This is a genomic window from Saccharothrix luteola, from assembly GCF_020859565.1.
Classification (GTDB): Bacteria; Actinomycetota; Actinomycetes; order Mycobacteriales; family Pseudonocardiaceae; genus Actinosynnema; species Actinosynnema luteola.
Window position 1 is genome coordinate 20,808 of sequence record NZ_JAJHUO010000051.1, and the last position, 16,213, is coordinate 37,020.

Here is a 16,213-nt window from a genome sequence, read left to right on the forward strand (position 1 = left end):
TGGGGCGGGGGGGGGGGGGGGGGCCCCGGGGGCGCGCCCGCCCCCCCCCCCGCGACGCTCAGCAGGTGCCGCGCGCGGGCACGCCGGCGAAGCGGGCCTCCAGCCAGGCGAAGGCCTCCGGGTAGGCCGCGACCATCCCGGCCGCGTGCGTCGGCACGAGCGACGTGCTGAACCTGACGTTCGCGCCCAGGGCGCACCACCGCCGCACCATCTCGGCGCCCTGCGCGTACGGCACGATGTCGTCCAGCGCGCTGTGGATCACGAGCACCGGCGCACCCGGCTTGCGCACGCCGATCCGCTGCTGCTCCACCCGCGACCGGTACGGCTCCTCGTCCAGGTACGCGGCCAGCGGCCGACCGTCCGCGGTGAGGTCGACCGACTTGCGGAACGCGTGCGCGAGGAGCGCCTCGGCGGTGCACTGGCGCGCCACCTGCGCCAGCAGCTTCCGGCCGGCGTCGTTGAGCACGCCGGGGATGTCCAGTTCGGGGTACGCCGCGTCGAGGCTCAGCAGCGAGTAGCCCAGGAACCCGGCCGCGTAGTGACCGTCCAGGTTCCGCGCCACGGCGCCGAGGTCGGCGGGCGGCGCGCCCGCGTACGCGCCCTTCAGCTCCAGCTCCGGCGCGTACCCGGCGTACAGCTCGACGGCCGCGGCCGCCGCACCGCCGCCCTGCGAGTACCCGGCGACGGCCACCGGCCCGTCGTCCGGCAGGTTCGCCTCCGGCAGCCGTTGCGCGGCGCGAATCGCGTCCAGCACCGCGTGCCCCTCGGCCGCGCGGTTGACGTAGGTGTGCATCCCGGGCGTGCCCAGGCCTTCGTAGTCGGTCACCACGACGCCGTAGCCGCGGGTGAGCAGACCGGCCAGGAACGGGCCCTCGTACTCGCTGCCCATCGCCAGCTGCCGGGACGGCGCGCAGTCGTCACCGACGCCCTGCGTGCCCGGCGCGTACCCCACGACCGGACGCGGGCCGGGGCCGGACCACGGCACGTGCGGCGTGAGCACGGTGCCGCTGACGTCGATCGGGCGGTCGTGCGTGTCCGTGCTGCGGTACAGGATCCGGTGCACGGTGGCGGGCGCGCGCAGCAGCTTGACCGGGTCGAGGAAGAAGTCGGCGGGCTCGGACCGCAGCACGTCGCCGTTGGCCGGCGCGGGGCTCGGTCCGGTGTACGAGATCTGGGCGGCGGCGTCGGTCGTGCCGGCCGCCGTCAGGACCGCGGTGAGCGCGACGGCCCACCCCCGGTGCAATCGCATGGGCTGCTCCTCGTCGAGCTCGGGTGACGACCGCCGAACCATGGCGCGACCTGTTCTCGCAGGTCAAGCACCCTGCGGATTCTTGTCACGCGCGCGCAAACACGAGACCGGGATTTGCGCTCACGTGCTACGCGGACCGCGGGTGTCCTCCTCGGCGGTTCCCGTTCGTCGTAGTGGTGGAATGCACCGGACGACGGGAGTGACCGATGAAGTACATGCTGCTGATCTGCGTCGACGACACCATCGAGCCGACGGAAGGCGATCCGACCATCGAGCAGTGGGTGGCCGAGCTCGGGGACCGGCGGCTGGACGGCTCGCGGCTGCGGTCGGTCGAGGACGCCACGACCGTGCGGGCGCGCGGTGACGAGGTGCTGCTGAGCGACGGGCCGTTCGCCGAGACGAAAGAGCAGATCGTGGGCTACGACGTCGTCGACTGCGCCGACCTGGACGAGGCGATCCGGATCGCGTCACGGCACCCGTGCGCGCGGTTCGGGTCGGTCGAGGTGCGGCCGTTCTACACCGGATGACGGTCGAGGCGGAGCTCTCGGAGCTGTTCCGGGCCGAACGGGGGCGGATCGTGGCGACGCTGATCCGCCTCGCCGGCGACTGGGACCTGGCCGAGGAGTGCGTGCAGGACGCCTTCGCGCGGGCGCTGGAGTGCTGGCCCCGCGAAGGCGTCCCCCGCCGTCCCGGCGCGTGGCTCACCACGACCGCCCGCAACCGCGCGCTGGACCGGTTGCGGCGCTCCAGCGTGGAGGCGGCGAAGCTGAGGGAGGTGGTGGCGGTGCCCGACGGGTCACCGGAGGAGGTCGACGGCGACGACATCGGTGACGACCTGCTGCGGCTGGTCTTCACGTGCTGCCACCCGGCGTTGACGCTGGAGGCGCGGGTCGCGCTGACCCTGCGCACCGTCGCCGGCCTGACCACGGCGGAGATCGCGCGGGCGTTCCTGGTGCCGGAGGCGACGATGGCCAAGCGGCTGGTGCGGGCCCGGCAGAAGATCCGCAACGCCCGCATCCCCTACCGCGTGCCGCCCGCCCACCTGCTGCCCGATCGCACGGGTGGCGTGCTGGGTGTGCTGTACCTGCTGTTCAACGAGGGTTACGCGGCCAGCGGCGGCGCCGACCTGCTGCGGCGCAACCTGTGCGCGGAGGCGATCCGGCTGGCGCGCACGCTGGTCGCGTTGATGCCCGACGAGCCGGAGGCGGTCGGCCTGCTCGCGCTGACGTTGTTGCAGGACTCCCGCCGGGACGCGCGGTTCGACCACGCGGGCGACCTCGTGCCGCTCGACGAGCAGGCCCGGTCGCGGTGGGACGGCGGGCAGGTCGAGGAGGGCGTGGCGCTGCTGGACTCGGCGCTGCGGCGCGGCCGACCGGGGCCCTACCAGGTGCAGGCCGCCATCGCCGCCTGCCACGCCACGGCCGCGCGGGCGGACGACACGGACTGGCCCCAGATCGCCCTGCTCTACGGCGAGCTGGCCAAGCTGGTCCCGTCACCGGTCGTGCGGCTGAACCGGGCGGTGGCCGTCGCGATGGCGGACGGCCCCGCGGCCGGTCTGGCGCTGGTGGACGACCTCGCCGACGAGGTGACCGGTCACCTGCTCCCGGCCACCCGGGCGGACCTCCTGCGACGCCTCGGCCGGACGACCGAGGCGCTCGCCGCCTACGAGCGGGCCCTGGCCCTGGCCCCGACCGACGCGGAACGCCGCCACCTCACCCGCCAGCTCAGCGCTCTGCGGGGGTGAAGTCGACGGTGAACTCCTGATCCGGTTCGTCGGCGCACGGTTCGCGGATCGCCTCCGCGCCCTCCCGGACCGCGCCACCGCGCAGACCGACGCACGCCGCACCACCCGCCGAGCGGAAGCGGTACCGACCGGGACGGGACTGCTCCACGCGGAACACCTGGTCGGCGTTGTCGTCGGCGCAGTGGTTCCACGGTTCGAGCAGGTGCAGCGCCGGTTCCTCGCGCCGCACGGTCAGGCACCCGATCTCCTTGTCCACCGGGTGCTCCCACTTGATGGTGGTGAACTCGGCGCCCACCGGTTGGAGGAACACCCGCGGCCCGGGATCGAGGCACGGCCGCAGCGCCGCGACCGCGGGCTCGTAGCGCTTGGTGCTGTCACGGCCCTCGGTCAGGCACAGGTCGGGCGCGTCCGCCGCGTGGATGCTCGCCCAGCTGCCGGCGGACACCAGCGGCAGCAGGTCGGGCTTCGGCCTGGTGGTCGGGTCGATCGCCGCCGTGTCCGGCGCGTCACCCCACACCAGCACCGCCGTCACCACCAGCGCCAGCACCACCACGGCGGCGGCCGGCACCGTCCACGGGCGGCGCCACGCGGGACGAGCCGGCGTTTCGGGCACCGCGGCCACCACGCCCGTGGCCAGCCGCTCACGGGCGCTCAACCACGGCTCCGGCTGCTCGACCCCGCACGCCTTCACGTACGCGGTCAGCAGTTCCGCCCGGGGCAGGCTGTCCCGGCGCAGCATGTCCGCGGCCGTGCTGCGGGCCAGCACCTCCCCCTGCGCGGCCGCGCTCTCCTCCAGGCCGCGCAGGGTCAACCCCGACTTCTCCTTGAGCTCGCGCAACATCGCCACGAACTCGGCCACGTCACGCGCCGAATCCGGCTGGGCACCGTGCGACGTCACGCGCGCAATCTTGGTGGTTGACCGTCGCCGCGGGCAAGCCGGCCGCCCTCAGAACCGGAGGTTCACCAGGTAGTCGTAGCCGACCCGCGCGGTGACGAGGGCGTCGCGCGGCTGGTCGTTCTCCACGATGTAATCGGTCACGTTCGCGGCCCGGAAGATGGCCGCGAAGTCGATCGTGCCCGTGCCGAGGTCGGCGAAGGACCCGTCGGCCGCCCGGTCCTTCACGTGGAACTGCCGCACGCGCGGGAAGTTCGCCCGGTGCACCGCCACCGGGTCGACCCCGCCCGCCACCGCCCAGTACAGGTCCAGCTCCAGGTGCACGTTGCGCCGCGTCGTGCCCGCCGTGATCACGTCGAACGGCCGCACGCCCTCCACCAAAGCGAACTCGTGCGCGTGGTTGTGGTAGCCGAGGCTCAACCCCGCGCGCCGCACCTTCTCCCCCGCCGCCTCCAACCGCGTGGCGAACGCCCGCCACTGCGCCAGGGTCGGGTAGTCCACCCACGGCACCACCACGTACTTGTGCCCGAGCGTGCGCGCGTCGGCGATCACCTGGTCGAGGTCGCCGTCGATGCCGACGTGGCTGGACGTCGCCCGCAGCCCGCACCGCCGCAGCACGGCGGCGAACTCCGCGGCGCTGCGGCCGTACGTGCCGGCCAGCTCGACCTTGCGGTAGCCGATGTCGGCCAACGCCGACAGCACGGGCTCCGGGTCGTCGCCCATGATGCCCCGCAAGGTGTAGAGCTGGATGCTGATCGACTCCTTCGGCACCCGGCGGCACGGGTGGTCGGCGGCGGACGCGGCGGAGGGCAGGGCGACGACCGCGCCGGTGGCGAGGGCGGTGCTGAGGAACGTGCGGCGGGACGGCATGGGTGACTCCTCGATCGGCTGGGAACGGTCATCGGGCTTCGGTGGGGGCGCGGCTCCGGTCATCGGGGAAGTTCCCTGACGCGGACGTGGCGGAACCACACGTCGTCGCCGTCGCCGTGGTTCTGCAGGCCGACGTGCCCGCTGGTCAGGTCGCGAGCCGGGTCGGTGCCGGTGAAGTCGTTGACCAGCACGCCGTTGAGGAAGACGCGGATGCGCTGCCCCCGCACGACGATCTCGTAGGTGTTCCACTCACCCGGCGGTTTTAGCGCGGAGTCCCGGGCGGCGAGGTCGGCGGACTGGAACGAGCAGATCGCGCCCGTGGTGCGGTCCGGCGCGTCGGTCGCGTCGATCTGCACCTCGTAGCCGTGGTCCACCGCCACCCACGGGTCCGTGCCGGGGTCGGGGAAGCCGACGAACACGCCGGAGTTGTCGTCGCCCGCGACCTTCCAGTCGAACTTCAGGCTGTAGGCGGAGAACTCCTCCTCGAACCACAGCAGCCCGAGCCCGCCTTCGGTGCGCAGGGCGCAGTCCTCCTCCACGAACCGCCCGGGACCGGCCTGCCGCCACCCGGTCGCGCCCGTGCCGTCGTAGAGGCTGCGATAACCCGCTTCCGGCTTGGTGGGCTTGCACGCGCCACTGGCCGGCTTGTAGCGGAGGTGCCTGATGGTGTCGACGTCGAACAGCGCGCCCGGACCGCCCTTGAACACCAGGTACAGGTCGCGCACGCCGGTCAGGCGCACCTCCTGCGGCGCGAGGTCGAGGTAGAAGTCCCAACTCCCCGTCACCGGCACGGTCACCGGCGCGTGCACCACCGGCCCGGTCGGCGAGTCGGCGTGCGCCTCCAGCGTGCCGCCGACACCGCCGGACGAGATCCGGTAGCCGATGCCCGCGGTCTTCGACAGGTCGACGTCGGCGTAGGACACCCAGTCGCCGTCGTTGATCTCGCCGACCCGCTTGCCGCCCTGCGCGGTCTCGCGGTCGTACACGTTCACGCCCTGCTGCCCGCTCAACGCCTCCGCCGGCACGTCGACCGCCGCGACCGTCCCCGCGCCGCGGAACGTGATCGTGTCCAGGTCCAGCAACGCGCCCCGCCCCCCGCGGAAGACGAAGTACAGCCGGTGCGTGCCGCCCGGATCGGTGATCGCCGCGGGCGGCAGCTCGGCGTACGCGCGCCAGTCGCCCGTGCCCTCGACCCGGGTGCTCGACACCAGCGGTCCCGTCGGTGAGTCGACGCGCGCCTCGATCGTGCCGCCCGCCGTGGCCGACGAGACCCGGTAGCCGATGCCCGTGACGCCGGCCAGCGACACGGCGTCGAACGCGATCCAGTCGCGGTCGTGGACGTTGCCGACCTGCTCGCCGCCCTGCGCCTCCTCGGCGCGGATCACCGAGGTGCCCCGCTGCGCGGAGTACGACTCGGCGGGCGTGCGCCGGACCGGTTCCCACGACGGCGGCGCCGTGCCGGTGGTGAACCGGATCGCGTCCACGTCGAACAGGCTGCCGGAGCCCTTGAACACCAGGAACAACCGGTGCGAGCCGCCGGGGTCGGTGATCGGCGACGGCGCGAGCTCGACGTAGTTGTCCCAGCCACCCGTCGACGGCACGGGCTGCCGCTGCACGAGCGCGCCGGTCGGCGAGTCGACGCGCACCTCGATCGTGCCGCCGCTGCCGCCGGAGGACACCCGGTAGCCGATCGACGTGACGCCGCCGAGGTGCACCGGGTCGAACGCGATCCAGTCGCCGTCGTCGACGTAGCCGACGCGCTTGTCGCCCTCGGCGGTGCCGGTCTCGACCACCTGCACGCCCTGCATGGCGGTGAAGTACTCGGCCTGCTTGGCCTTCGGTTGCAGGATCGCCTCGGCCTCGCCGGTCAACGCGGGCGCGCCGGGCGCGCCGCCATCGGTGTAGGAGGCGTGGATGACGCCGAAGATGTTGGCGTCCAGGCCGTGCCCGCCGTCGGACGGCGTCGGGAGCACGCCCTCGCAGCCGGTGGCGCGGGTGAGCGGGTGGCCGTGGCTGTCGTGGCCGAGGATGTACTCCACGGTCACCTTCGCGCAGTCGACCTGCCCGTCCTCGGGGTCGGTGACCGTGACGGAGAACGGCACCTCGTCGCCGAAGCTGAACACGCGGCCGTCGGCGGGAGCGTTCAGCACCACCACGGGCGCGGTGTTGCCGACGTTGACCACGACGCTCGCCGAGCCGACGAGGCCGGTCGGGTCGGTGACGTTCAGCTTCGCGGTGAACTGGCCGACGGCGGTGTAGGTGTGCGTGACCGGTCCGGCCGTGGTGTCGTCGGTCGTGCCGTCGCCGTCGAAGTCCCACGCGTAGGTCAGCGGGTCGTCGTCCTCGTCGGCCGTGCCGCCCGGGTCGAACCGCACGGTCAGCGGCGCGGGGCCGGACGTCTTGTCGGCGCTCAGCTTCGCGACCGGCGTGTGGCGTCCCCTGGCGTAGTCGACGCGGTAGACCGCCGAGTCCTCCGCGCCGCCGAAGTAGCCGCTGCCGTAGTCCAGCACGTACAGCGAGCCGTCCGGGCCGAACTCCAGGTTCATCGGCCGGGTGAGCGTCATCGAGTCGAAGAACGGCGTGATCGCGCCACGTTCGCCGGCCGCGCCGACGTCGATCGTCTTGATCCAGCCGCGGTCCCACTCGTAGGCGAACGTCTTGCCGTCGAAGGACTCCGGGAACTTGGTCGGGCTGTCCAGGTCCGGGTCGAAGTCGTAGACGGGGCCGCCCATCGGCGACTCGCCGCCGCTGCCGAACTCGGGCACGGAACCGCCGTCGTAGCCGATCCACGCGCGTTGCACGGGCGGCAGGTCGAGCAGGCCGGTGTTGCGCGGGCTGGTGTTCTTCGGCGCGGCGCAGTCGAACGCGGCGCCGGACGTGCCGGTGGCGAAGTCGTGGTCGACGTACGGGACCCGGTCGCCGACGCAGTAGGGCCAGCCGTAGTTGCCGGGCGCCTTGACCAGGTTGAACTCGACGCTGCCGCCGGGGCCGCGGGCCGGGTCCGCCGCGCCCGCGTCCGGGCCGTAGTCGCCGAGGTGGATCCAGCCGGTGGCCTTGTCGACGGCGAAGCGGAACGGGTTGCGGAAGCCCATCGCGTAGATCTCGGCCCGGGTCTTGTCCGTGCCGGGCGCGAAGAGGTTGCCCTCCGGGACGGTGTACGTGCCGTCGTCCTGGACCTTGATCCGCAGCACCTTGCCGCGCAGGTCGTCGGTGTTGGCCGACGAGCGCTGCGCGTCGAACGCGGGGTTGCGGTCGGGGCGCTCGTCGATCGGCGTGTAGCCGTCGGAGGCGAACGGGTTGGTGTCGTCGCCGGTGGACAGGTACAGGTTGCCCGCGGCGTCGAAGTCGATCTCGCCGCCCGCGTGGCAGCACAGGCCGCGGTCGGCGGGCACCTGCAGGATGCGCTGCTCGCTCGCCAGGTCCAGCACGCCGTCGGTGGTCAGCTTGAACCGGGACAGCTGGTTGTGGCCCCGGAACCGCTCGAAGTCGGCGGCCGTGCCGGTCTCCGGCGCGTCACCGGCGGGTGTGTCCAACGGCGGCGCGTAGTAGAGGTAGAGCCAGCGGTTGTCCGCGAAGCCGGGGTCCGCCGCCACGCCTTGCAGGCCGTCCTCGTCGTGGTTGTAGACGGGCACGCGGCCGGCGAGCGTGGTCGTGGCTTCCGGGCTGGTGAGCCAGACCCGGCCGTCGCGGGAGGTGTGCACGACCCGGCGGTCCGGCAGCACGGCCAACGCGATCGGCTCGCCGGTCTTCTCCTCGCCGAGCGCGAGCGTGACCTGGTCGAAGTCGCGGTCGGTCGGCGGCGCCTCCTCGGGCTCGCAGTCGGCGGGCGCGACGCCGAGCGCGTACCGCAGCCCGCCGAGCAGGTGCTGCCGGAACGCCGGGTCGGCGTAGGACTCCCTGGTGTGGCCCAACCCCGTGTACCAGGAGCGGCCCTGGCCGGGCGTGTGGCACCAGGAGATCGGGTGGTCGCCGGACGGGTCGGTCGGCGTGTAGCCGGCCTCGTCCAGCGCCGCCAGCACCTTCACCTTGGACCGCGGGTTGGACTGGTAGCTGTACCACTCGTCGGTGCGGGTCCAGGTGTCCGGCAGGTGCGCGGTCGACGGGTGGTCGTGGTCCTCGACCACGACGTCGGCCTCCTGGATCGGCGGGTGTGACTTGAAGTACGAGCCGACCAGCCCGCCGTACCAGGGCCAGGAGTACTCGGTGTCGGCGGCGGCGTGCACGCCCGCGTAGCCGCCGCCGTTCTCCACGAACCGCTGGAACGCCTGCTGCTGCGCCTCGTCCAGCACGTCGCCGGTGGTGGACAGCCAGACCACGGCGTCGAACCTGGCGAGGTTGGCGTCGGTGAACGCGGCGGCGTCCTCGGTCGCCTCGACGGTGAAGCCGTTCGCCGAGCCGAGCTCGGTGATCGCGGCGATGCCGTCGGGGATCGAGTCGTGCCGGAAGCCCGCCGTCTTGGAGAAGACGAGGAGGTGTTCGCCGTCGGGGTGAGCCGTCGCGGGTGTCGCGACCAGGGTCATCGCGCCCAGGGCCGCGGTGAGGGCGAGTGCGGTGGCTGATCCGCGGGTGGTTCGGGGACGGGTTCCGAGCGTGCTTCGCTGACGTCGCACCGCTGTCTCCTCGGTCGCACAACGCTGGGCTTCGCGGACGATGGCTCTGTGGTCCAGCTCACAGCTGGAACGCGAGCGCAATTCTGTTCAGAACCAACCGAAGTTGGCAATACTTTTGCTGGTTTCCGACGAAAGTCATGCCTGAATGGCGGATCACCCAGGCGTCCATGTGCACGGTCCGTCAACGCCGCCGCCCTGGTCCGACAGGTGGTCCACAATGGGCCGGTGGACGTGCTGCCGTGCGGGCATGCCGCGCATGACTCCGGGTCCCGCGGCTGCGCGCACCTCGTCGCCGAACGACCCCCCGACCACTACGGGCGGTTCACCGGGGTCGGCATGGCGTACGACCGGGTGTGCGAGGCGTGCGCGGGGCGGGACGACCCGTCGTTGATCGTGCTGTGCGTCGGCTGCGTGGAGCGGGTGGAGGACCACAGCGACCTCGTCGACTGGATCGGGCAGCCGGAGGTCCGCCACCGCGACGCCGATCCCGGTGGCACGTGGACGACCGCGGACTGCCCGGTCGAGCCGGTGAACGCGTGGTGCGCGGCCGCGTTGCCCGACGGTTGGCTGGTGCTCGCCGAGGCCGGCCTGGTGCGGGTCGACGGGACCGGGACGACGTTCGTCGCGCCGGTGTCGCTGCCCGTCGAGCCGCCGGACTCCTGGCCGGCCGACCGACCGCGCCCGGCGGTGCACACCTCGCCGGACGGGCGGCACGCGGCGGTGGTGACCGACTTCGGCCGCCACGGCGTGGTGCTCGACCTCGTCACCGGCACGCCGGTGCTGGCCCTGGACCGCGGCGACTACCGCTACCGCCACACGTCCTTCCCGGTGGCGTTCGTCGGCACGGACTCCGACGCGGTCGTCGTCGCCGCGACCGACTGGAACCGGCTCGACGCGGTCGACCTCGCCTCGGGCCGGCTGCTCACCGACCGGGTGACGACGTGGTCGGGCGACGATCCGAAGCCCGAGCACTACCTGGACTACTTCCACGGTGCGCTGCTGCTCGACCCGTCGGGGCGGTGGCTGCTGGACGACGGCTGGGTGTGGAGCCCGGACGGGGTGACGGTCGTGCACGACGTGGCGGCGTGGCTGGGTGGTGACGTGCACGCGACCGAGCACGGCAGGCAGCTCGCCGCCCGGGCGACGTGGGACGTGCCGATGGCGTGGCTGGACGAGCGCACCGCGGTGCTCCAGCCGATCGACCGGTGGGACCGGCCGGCGGTGGCGGGGGTCGAGGTGCACGACGTCGTGGACGCGCGGCGGGTGACGGCGTTCGCCGGTCCGGTCGGGCGGATGTGGGGGCACGACGGCCTGCTCTACGTCGCCACGGCGGCGGGGCTCGAGATCTGGGACCCCGCGGACGGCGCGCGGACGGGCTTGGTCGAGGGCTTCACGCCGATCGCGCACAACCCGCGCACCGGCAGGTTCGCCGAACTGGCGGCCGGACGGCTCAGGACGTGGACCCCGCCGGCGTGACCCGGGCGCCGCCGCGCCGGAGTTCGTCGCCGCTTCGGCGAGACGCGCCACCGGGGGGCCGTGGGGCATGATGTCCGCGTGCGCGAGACGACGGCGGGCCCCGGGACCGGCGGTTACCTGAAGGGCCGGATCCGCCGCGAGGACATCATCACGGCGGCGGTCGCGGTGTACGGGGAGGCCGGCTACCACGGGTCGTCGCTGCGCGAGATCGCCAAGCGCGCCGGGATCACGCACGCCGGGCTGCTGTACTACTTCCCCACCAAGGAAGCGCTGCTCGCCGCCGTGCTGGAACGCCGTGACGCGGAGGACGCCGAGCGGGAGCAGTTGCAGGCCACTCCCGGCGTCGACGTCCTGCGCCACTTCCTCGCCCTGGCCGAGCACAACGTCCGCCACCCCGGCATCGTCGACCTCTACTCGCGCCTGGCCGCCGAGGCCGTCGCCGCGGACCACCCGGCGCACGACTACTTCGTCCGCCACTACCGGGCGGCGCGCGAGGGCGTGGTCGGCTCGTTCCAGGCCCTCGCGGACCGGGGCGAGCTGCGCCCGGGCGTCGACCCGGCGGCGGCGGCGCTGGCGTTCATCGCGTTGATGGACGGCTTGCAGGTCCAGTGGCTGACCACGCCGGACGAGGTCGACCTGGTCGGCTCGCTGCGGTTCTACCTGGGCAGCCTGCTCACCGTCCCGCTGGACTGAGGACGTCCGGGTCCCAGTCGACCGGCAGCGCGGGCGGCGGCTCGACCGTGCTGCCGACGTCCACCGGGCGCCCGAGGGCGATGGACTCCTCCATCGCCAGCATCGCGTCCAGCACGTGGTAGGCGAGTTCGCCGGACGCGCGTTCCGGAACGCCTGCCCGGATCGCCCGCGCCAGCTCCAGCACGCCCGTGCCGCGTGACGCCGAGTGCCCCTGCGGCGCAAGCGTTTGCACACCGTCGGACAGGTGCACTTCGGTCGTGCCGCCGAAACCGTTCGGGTCTGGCAGCACGGCCGTGCCCAGCGTGCCGGCGACCTCCACGAAACCCGTGCGCGACAACGCCGAGTCGAAGCTAAACACCGCCTGCGCCGTCCCGCCGCGCTCGAACTCGACCAGCGCGGTCACCGTGGTCGGCACGGTCACCTCGAACTCGACGCCCGCCCGCGGCCCGGACCCGATCACCCGCGTGTCCCGCGCCCGGCTGCCCGCGGCGGTGACCCGGCGGATCGGGCCGAGCAGGTGCACCAGCCCGGTCAGGTAGTACGGACCCATGTCGAGCAGCGGCCCGCCGCCCGCCTGGAACAGGAACTCCGGCGCGGGGTGCCAGCTCTCCGGACCCGGCGTCTGGAACAGGGCGAGCGCCGTGCGGGGCTCGCCGATCAGACCGCCGTCGACGGCCCGGCGCGCGGTCTGCCACCCGGCGCCGAGCAGGGTGTCGGGCGCGCACGCGACCCGCAGCCCCCGTCGCGCCGCCCGGTCGAGCAGGTCTCGCGCGCCGGGCAGGTCGAGCCCGAGCGGTTTCTCCACCCACACGTGCTTCCCGGCCTCGATCGCGGCCAGGCTGACCGGGACGTGCGCGGCGGGCACGGTCAGGTTGACCACGACCGAGACGTCCGGGTCGGCCAGCAGCTCGTCCACAGTGGACGATCGCGGCACGCCGTGCGCGGCCGCCCGCGCCGCCGCCCGTTGCGGGTCGAGGTCGGCGACGGCCACCACCCGCAGGTCCGGGAACGCGGTCAGGTTGCGCAGGTACTCCTCGCTGATCACGCCCGTGCCGACGACCCCGACGCCGACCGGGGCGCTCACGCCGCGACCTCGGCGAGGAACGCGTGGCTCTCGGCGAGACCGGCGAACACGTCGCCGTCGTAGGCGTCGAACTCGACCACGCGCAACGCCTGCGGCGCGGCGGCCAGCACGTCCACCACCGGCACACGCCCCTGGCCGGCCGGGACCTGGCCCGACGCGTCCTGCGCGAGACCGCCGTCCTTGACGTGGATCGCGTGCACCCGACCGCCGAGGCGGCGCAGCAGCGCGGGCGCGTCCTCGCCGCCGACCGTCGCCCAGTAGGTGTCGACCTCCAGCACCACCTCGGGGTCGAGCCCGTCGGCCAGCACCTCGAACGCGCTGCGGCCGTCGATCCGGGACGCCAGCTCCCACCAGTGGTTGTGGTAGCCGACGCGGACGCCGTGACCGGCGGCGACCCGGGCGGCGGCGTTGAGCGCGGACGCGGTGGCGGCGATGTCCGCCGGGTCCTGCCACCGCTCGGCGTCCACGTACGGGTCGATCACGACCTCGATGCCGCACTCGGCCGCGGCGGCGAAGACCGCGTGCTGGTCGGCGCCGATGAGCTGCGCGTGCGCGGTCGGCGCGGTGAGGCCGTGCTCGGGCAGCGCGGTGCGCAGCACGTCGGCGTTCTCCAGGACGCCGTAGGGCTCGACGTGGGTGAAGCCGATCGCGGCCAGTCGCCGCAGGGTGTCGCCGGGGTCGGCCGCGAACGCGTCGCGGACGGAGTACAGCTGCACGGACGTTCTGCTCATCACGGGCTCCTGACGTCGGCGTCGGGCGTGGATGGAAGCGCTCCCAGGCAGATTTCTACCACTTGGTAGAAATTCACGCCATAGTATGACCTCGTTGTCCCGACCGGGAAACAGACTTGAACCTGACGCGACGTGAGGTTCTAGGGTCGTGCCATGAGCGCTGAGGGGGGCCTCGACCAGCCGCGGTGGAGCGTCGGCGCGCTGGCCAAGGTGGCCGGGATGACGGTGCGGACGCTGCACCACTACGACGAGCTGGGCCTGCTGCGGCCGAGCGAGCGCACGCCCGCCGGCCACCGGCGCTACACCGAGGCCGACCTGCACCGGCTCTACCAGATCCGGCTGCTGCGGCAGCTCGGCATGTCGCTGGAGGAGATCGGCGGCGTGCTGACCGGCGCGGCCGACCCGGGCCCGCTCGCCCGGGTGCTCGCCGGGCACCTGGAACAGCTGGACGAGCAGGTCTGGCGGCTCAACGCGTTGCGCCGCCAGACGAGGGGGCTGCTCGCCCAGCTGAGCGGACCGACCCGGCCGGACCCGGACCGGCTCCTCGCGTTGTTGGGCAGCACCACGATCTTCGACGGGCGCCTCACCCGGGAACAGCGGGACTTCCTGGACCGGCACGCCTTCGAGGTCGGTCCCGACGCCCGCAAGAGGCTCGACGAGGAGTGGCCCGACGTGCTCGCGAAGGTGGTCGGGCACTACCGCGCGGGCGACCCGGTGGACGACCCGGAGGTCCGCCGGACCGCTCGGCGCCTGGTCGACGTCGGCGAGACCTTCGCCGCCGGCGACCGGGAGATCCTGAGCGCGATGGGCGCGTTGTTCCGCGAGAACGGGCGCGGCGTGCTGCGGGACGTGCTGCCGGGTCAGCCGGTGGACGACCTCGGCGACGGCCTGTGGGACTACGTGGCCCGCATGTACGCGGCATTGTCAGCCGAATGATCAAGGGGGAGAGATGTTCCACAGGACCAGTGCGTCCATAACGGCCCTGGCCGTCCTCGCCGCGACGCTGACCGGCGTCGCCGCGGCGGAACCGGGCCTGACGCCGAGCCTGCCCGCGCCGACCGGCCCGCACCGCGTCGGCGTGACCGCGCTGCACCTCGTCGACGCCGAGCGCCCGGACCCGTGGTCCGCCGACGGCCGGCCCCGCGAGGTGATGGCGTCGGTGCACTACCCGGCGCTGGACGTCCGCGACCACCCGGCCGCGCCGCAGCTGACGCCGGGCGCGGCGGCGGCGTTCCCGTCGTACGCGCCGTGGGGGTTCCCGCACCTGCCGACGAGCGGCGTGGACTGGGGCGCCACCCGCACCCACTCGCACGTGGACGCGCCCGCGCGCCCCGCGCGCCGACCGGTCGTGCTCTACAGCCCGGGGCTGGTGGAGCCGCGCGCGTTCGGCGTGACCACCGCCGAGGAGCTGGCGAGCCGCGGCTACGTCGTGGTGACGATCGACCACCCCGGCGAGACCTTCACCGTCGACCTGCCGTCCGGGCCGCGGCCGGTGGGCCTGCCCGGCATCCCCAGCGCGGACCCGCGGCTCTACCGGGCGGTGATCGCCACCCGGCTCGCGGACACCGACCTCGTGCTCGACCGGCTGGAGGTCCTGGCGGCGGGCGGCAACCCCGACGCCGGGGGCCGTGCGCTCCCGAAGAACCTCGGCCGTGCCCTCGACCTGCGCCGGGTGGGCATGTACGGCCAGGGTCTCGGCGGCACGATCGCGGCCGAAGCGATGTACGCCGACCGGGGCCGCCGGATCGACGCGGCGATCAACATGGAGGGCTTCCTGGACTACCACCCGGAGCAGCCCGGCGAGGAGGGCGAGCTCCTGCCCGTCGCCCGGCACGGCGTGGACCGGCCGTTGCTGCTGCTCGGCACGGAGGGCTTCCAGAACGACCGCTACCGGCGCGCGTGGTCGGCGATGCTCGCGCACGGCCACACCCGGCAGCACGTGATCGCCGACGCGAACCACTGGACGTTGACCGACTTCGCCGCCACAGCACCGCAACTGCGCGCCGCGGGCCTGATGGACGACGCCGGGCTCGCCGCGATGGTGGGCACGCTCGACCCGGCGGTCGCGGTGCCGACCGTGCGCCGGCACGTGGTGTCGTTCTTCGACCGCACCCTGCGCTAGGAGCCCAAAGCCGCCGCCACCGCGGCCAGGTGGTCGGCCGTGATGCCGGTGGCGGGGTCGACCGCGATCAGGGCGGTCGGGTCGCGGCGGCGGTCCAGGAATGCCCGGCGCGCGGTCGGGAACAGGTCGAAGTCGTCGTCCAGCCAGGCCAGCGGCCGGTCCCTGGCGAACCGGCCGACCGCGCCGAACTTCCAGTCCGCCTTGCCCTCGTAGGCGCGGACCCCGACCACCGGCAGCGGTGGCAGGCCGAGCGCCGGGCCGACCGTCGAGTTGGCCCGGTGCTCCCACGTCGTGGCCCAGGCCAGCTCGGCGCCGGTCCGCCGGGCCAGCTCCAGCAACGCCGGCCCGTGCGACGGGTTCAGCCAGGCCCGCTGCACCGCCCGCCCCCACCGGGACAGCCGCCACCGGTGCTCCACGTACCCGTCGGGCGGGGTGCGGGCGGCGAACGGGTGCAGCGGCCCGTCGACGTCCAGCAGCACCAGCGGCCTCACCCGACCGACGCTACTCGACCTGACCGTGCCGGCTCGCGTCCCGCGCGGTCGGCGGGATCACCTCGCGGCAACTCCGACGTGGCTGACGCGCGGGCGGGCCGCTTTCCCGATTCCTGGGACGACACGCACACGTCAGTGTGGCACCCGTGATCTCGTTCGCGTGAAACGCGTCGGCCCGCTTGTCCCGGCCGGCCGGGTGCGGCACGTTCGCCTCACCCCACGTTGCCGCAAGGGCTTTCGCACCGCAT

13 protein-coding genes are annotated in these 16,213 nt (G+C 73.7%); 6 read left to right on the top strand and 7 right to left on the bottom strand.

Going from position 1 to position 16,213, the window contains the following annotated elements:
• Positions 1-58 precede the first annotated feature (58 nt).
• Positions 59-1,249 carry a lipase family protein gene (locus LNK82_RS44660; RefSeq protein ID WP_230572872.1) on the bottom strand — a complete coding sequence of 397 codons (1,191 nt, stop codon included), beginning with the start codon at positions 1,247-1,249 and terminating at the stop codon, positions 59-61.
• A gap of 206 nt (positions 1,250-1,455) precedes the next feature.
• Between LNK82_RS44660 and LNK82_RS44665 the strand changes: the two genes are divergently transcribed.
• Positions 1,456-1,776, top strand: coding sequence for a YciI family protein (locus LNK82_RS44665; protein ID WP_230572873.1), 321 nt, complete (start codon positions 1,456-1,458; stop codon positions 1,774-1,776).
• On the top strand, positions 1,773-2,993 hold the full coding sequence (locus LNK82_RS44670) for an RNA polymerase sigma factor (protein ID WP_230572874.1): 1,221 nt from the start codon (positions 1,773-1,775) through the stop codon (positions 2,991-2,993). Before LNK82_RS44665 ends, LNK82_RS44670 begins: the two co-directional genes overlap by 4 nt.
• Here the strand turns inward: LNK82_RS44670 and LNK82_RS44675 are convergent.
• Genes LNK82_RS44675 through LNK82_RS44685 form a run of 3 tightly spaced genes read right to left on the bottom strand, consistent with a single transcriptional unit; the run spans position 2,974 to position 9,278 of the window.
• Positions 2,974-3,891, bottom strand: a complete 918-nt coding sequence (locus LNK82_RS44675) for an RICIN domain-containing protein (RefSeq protein ID WP_230572875.1) — start codon at positions 3,889-3,891, stop codon at positions 2,974-2,976. The two genes, LNK82_RS44670 and LNK82_RS44675, sit on opposite strands and share 20 nt — an antisense overlap.
• Before the next feature lie 48 nt (positions 3,892-3,939).
• Positions 3,940-4,758 (bottom strand): sugar phosphate isomerase/epimerase family protein, encoded by an 819-nt coding sequence (locus LNK82_RS44680; protein ID WP_230572876.1) that lies wholly within the window; start codon positions 4,756-4,758, stop codon positions 3,940-3,942.
• Positions 4,759-4,817: 59 nt separating this feature from the next.
• Positions 4,818-9,278, bottom strand: coding sequence for a ThuA domain-containing protein (locus LNK82_RS44685; RefSeq protein ID WP_230572877.1), 4,461 nt, complete (start codon positions 9,276-9,278; stop codon positions 4,818-4,820).
• 315 nt (positions 9,279-9,593) lie between these two features.
• On the opposite strand from LNK82_RS44685, the gene LNK82_RS44690 reads away from it, so the two are divergent.
• Positions 9,594-10,844, top strand: a complete 1,251-nt coding sequence (locus LNK82_RS44690; RefSeq protein ID WP_230572878.1) for a hypothetical protein — start codon at positions 9,594-9,596, stop codon at positions 10,842-10,844.
• Positions 10,845-10,922: 78 nt separating this feature from the next.
• Positions 10,923-11,537 carry a TetR/AcrR family transcriptional regulator gene (locus LNK82_RS44695; RefSeq protein ID WP_230572879.1) on the top strand — a complete coding sequence of 205 codons (615 nt, stop codon included), beginning with the start codon at positions 10,923-10,925 and terminating at the stop codon, positions 11,535-11,537.
• Here the strand turns inward: LNK82_RS44695 and LNK82_RS44700 are convergent.
• Both LNK82_RS44700 and LNK82_RS44705 read right to left on the bottom strand, forming a co-directional pair.
• Entirely contained in the window at positions 11,518-12,621 is a 1,104-nt protein-coding gene (locus LNK82_RS44700; RefSeq protein ID WP_230572880.1) for a Gfo/Idh/MocA family protein, read from the bottom strand. The two genes, LNK82_RS44695 and LNK82_RS44700, sit on opposite strands and share 20 nt — an antisense overlap.
• A complete protein-coding gene (locus tag LNK82_RS44705) occupies positions 12,618-13,352 on the bottom strand; it encodes a sugar phosphate isomerase/epimerase family protein (protein ID WP_230572881.1) in 735 nt (244 codons plus the stop codon). The genes LNK82_RS44700 and LNK82_RS44705 overlap by 4 nt, the downstream gene beginning before the upstream one ends.
• A 153-nt stretch (positions 13,353-13,505) precedes the next feature.
• Between LNK82_RS44705 and LNK82_RS44710 the strand changes: the two genes are divergently transcribed.
• Entirely contained in the window at positions 13,506-14,288 is a 783-nt protein-coding gene (locus tag LNK82_RS44710) for a MerR family transcriptional regulator (protein WP_230572882.1), read from the top strand.
• Positions 14,289-14,301: 13 nt separating this feature from the next.
• Positions 14,302-15,474: an alpha/beta hydrolase gene (locus tag LNK82_RS44715; RefSeq protein WP_230572883.1), complete on the top strand. Its 1,173-nt coding sequence runs from the start codon at positions 14,302-14,304 to the stop codon at positions 15,472-15,474.
• Here LNK82_RS44715 and LNK82_RS44720 read toward each other — a convergent pair.
• Positions 15,471-15,965, bottom strand: a complete 495-nt coding sequence (locus LNK82_RS44720) for an HAD domain-containing protein (protein WP_230572884.1) — start codon at positions 15,963-15,965, stop codon at positions 15,471-15,473. The genes LNK82_RS44715 and LNK82_RS44720 overlap by 4 nt on opposite strands.
• Positions 15,966-16,213 lie beyond the last annotated feature (248 nt).

What these genes read in the sequence shown, in the direction of transcription:
- LNK82_RS44665 (WP_230572873.1), top strand. Translation starts at nt 1,456, where the DNA reads ATGAAGTACATGCTGCTGATCTGCGTCGACGACACCATCGAGCCGACG.
- LNK82_RS44705 (WP_230572881.1), bottom strand. Translation starts at nt 13,352, where the DNA reads ATGAGCAGAACGTCCGTGCAGCTGTACTCCGTCCGCGACGCGTTCGCG.
- LNK82_RS44680 (WP_230572876.1), bottom strand. Translation starts at nt 4,758, where the DNA reads ATGCCGTCCCGCCGCACGTTCCTCAGCACCGCCCTCGCCACCGGCGCG.
- LNK82_RS44710 (WP_230572882.1), top strand. Translation starts at nt 13,506, where the DNA reads ATGAGCGCTGAGGGGGGCCTCGACCAGCCGCGGTGGAGCGTCGGCGCG.
- LNK82_RS44670 (WP_230572874.1), top strand. Translation starts at nt 1,773, where the DNA reads ATGACGGTCGAGGCGGAGCTCTCGGAGCTGTTCCGGGCCGAACGGGGG.
- LNK82_RS44660 (WP_230572872.1), bottom strand. Translation starts at nt 1,249, where the DNA reads ATGCGATTGCACCGGGGGTGGGCCGTCGCGCTCACCGCGGTCCTGACG.
- LNK82_RS44685 (WP_230572877.1), bottom strand. Translation starts at nt 9,278, where the DNA reads ATGACCCTGGTCGCGACACCCGCGACGGCTCACCCCGACGGCGAACAC.
- LNK82_RS44715 (WP_230572883.1), top strand. Translation starts at nt 14,302, where the DNA reads ATGTTCCACAGGACCAGTGCGTCCATAACGGCCCTGGCCGTCCTCGCC.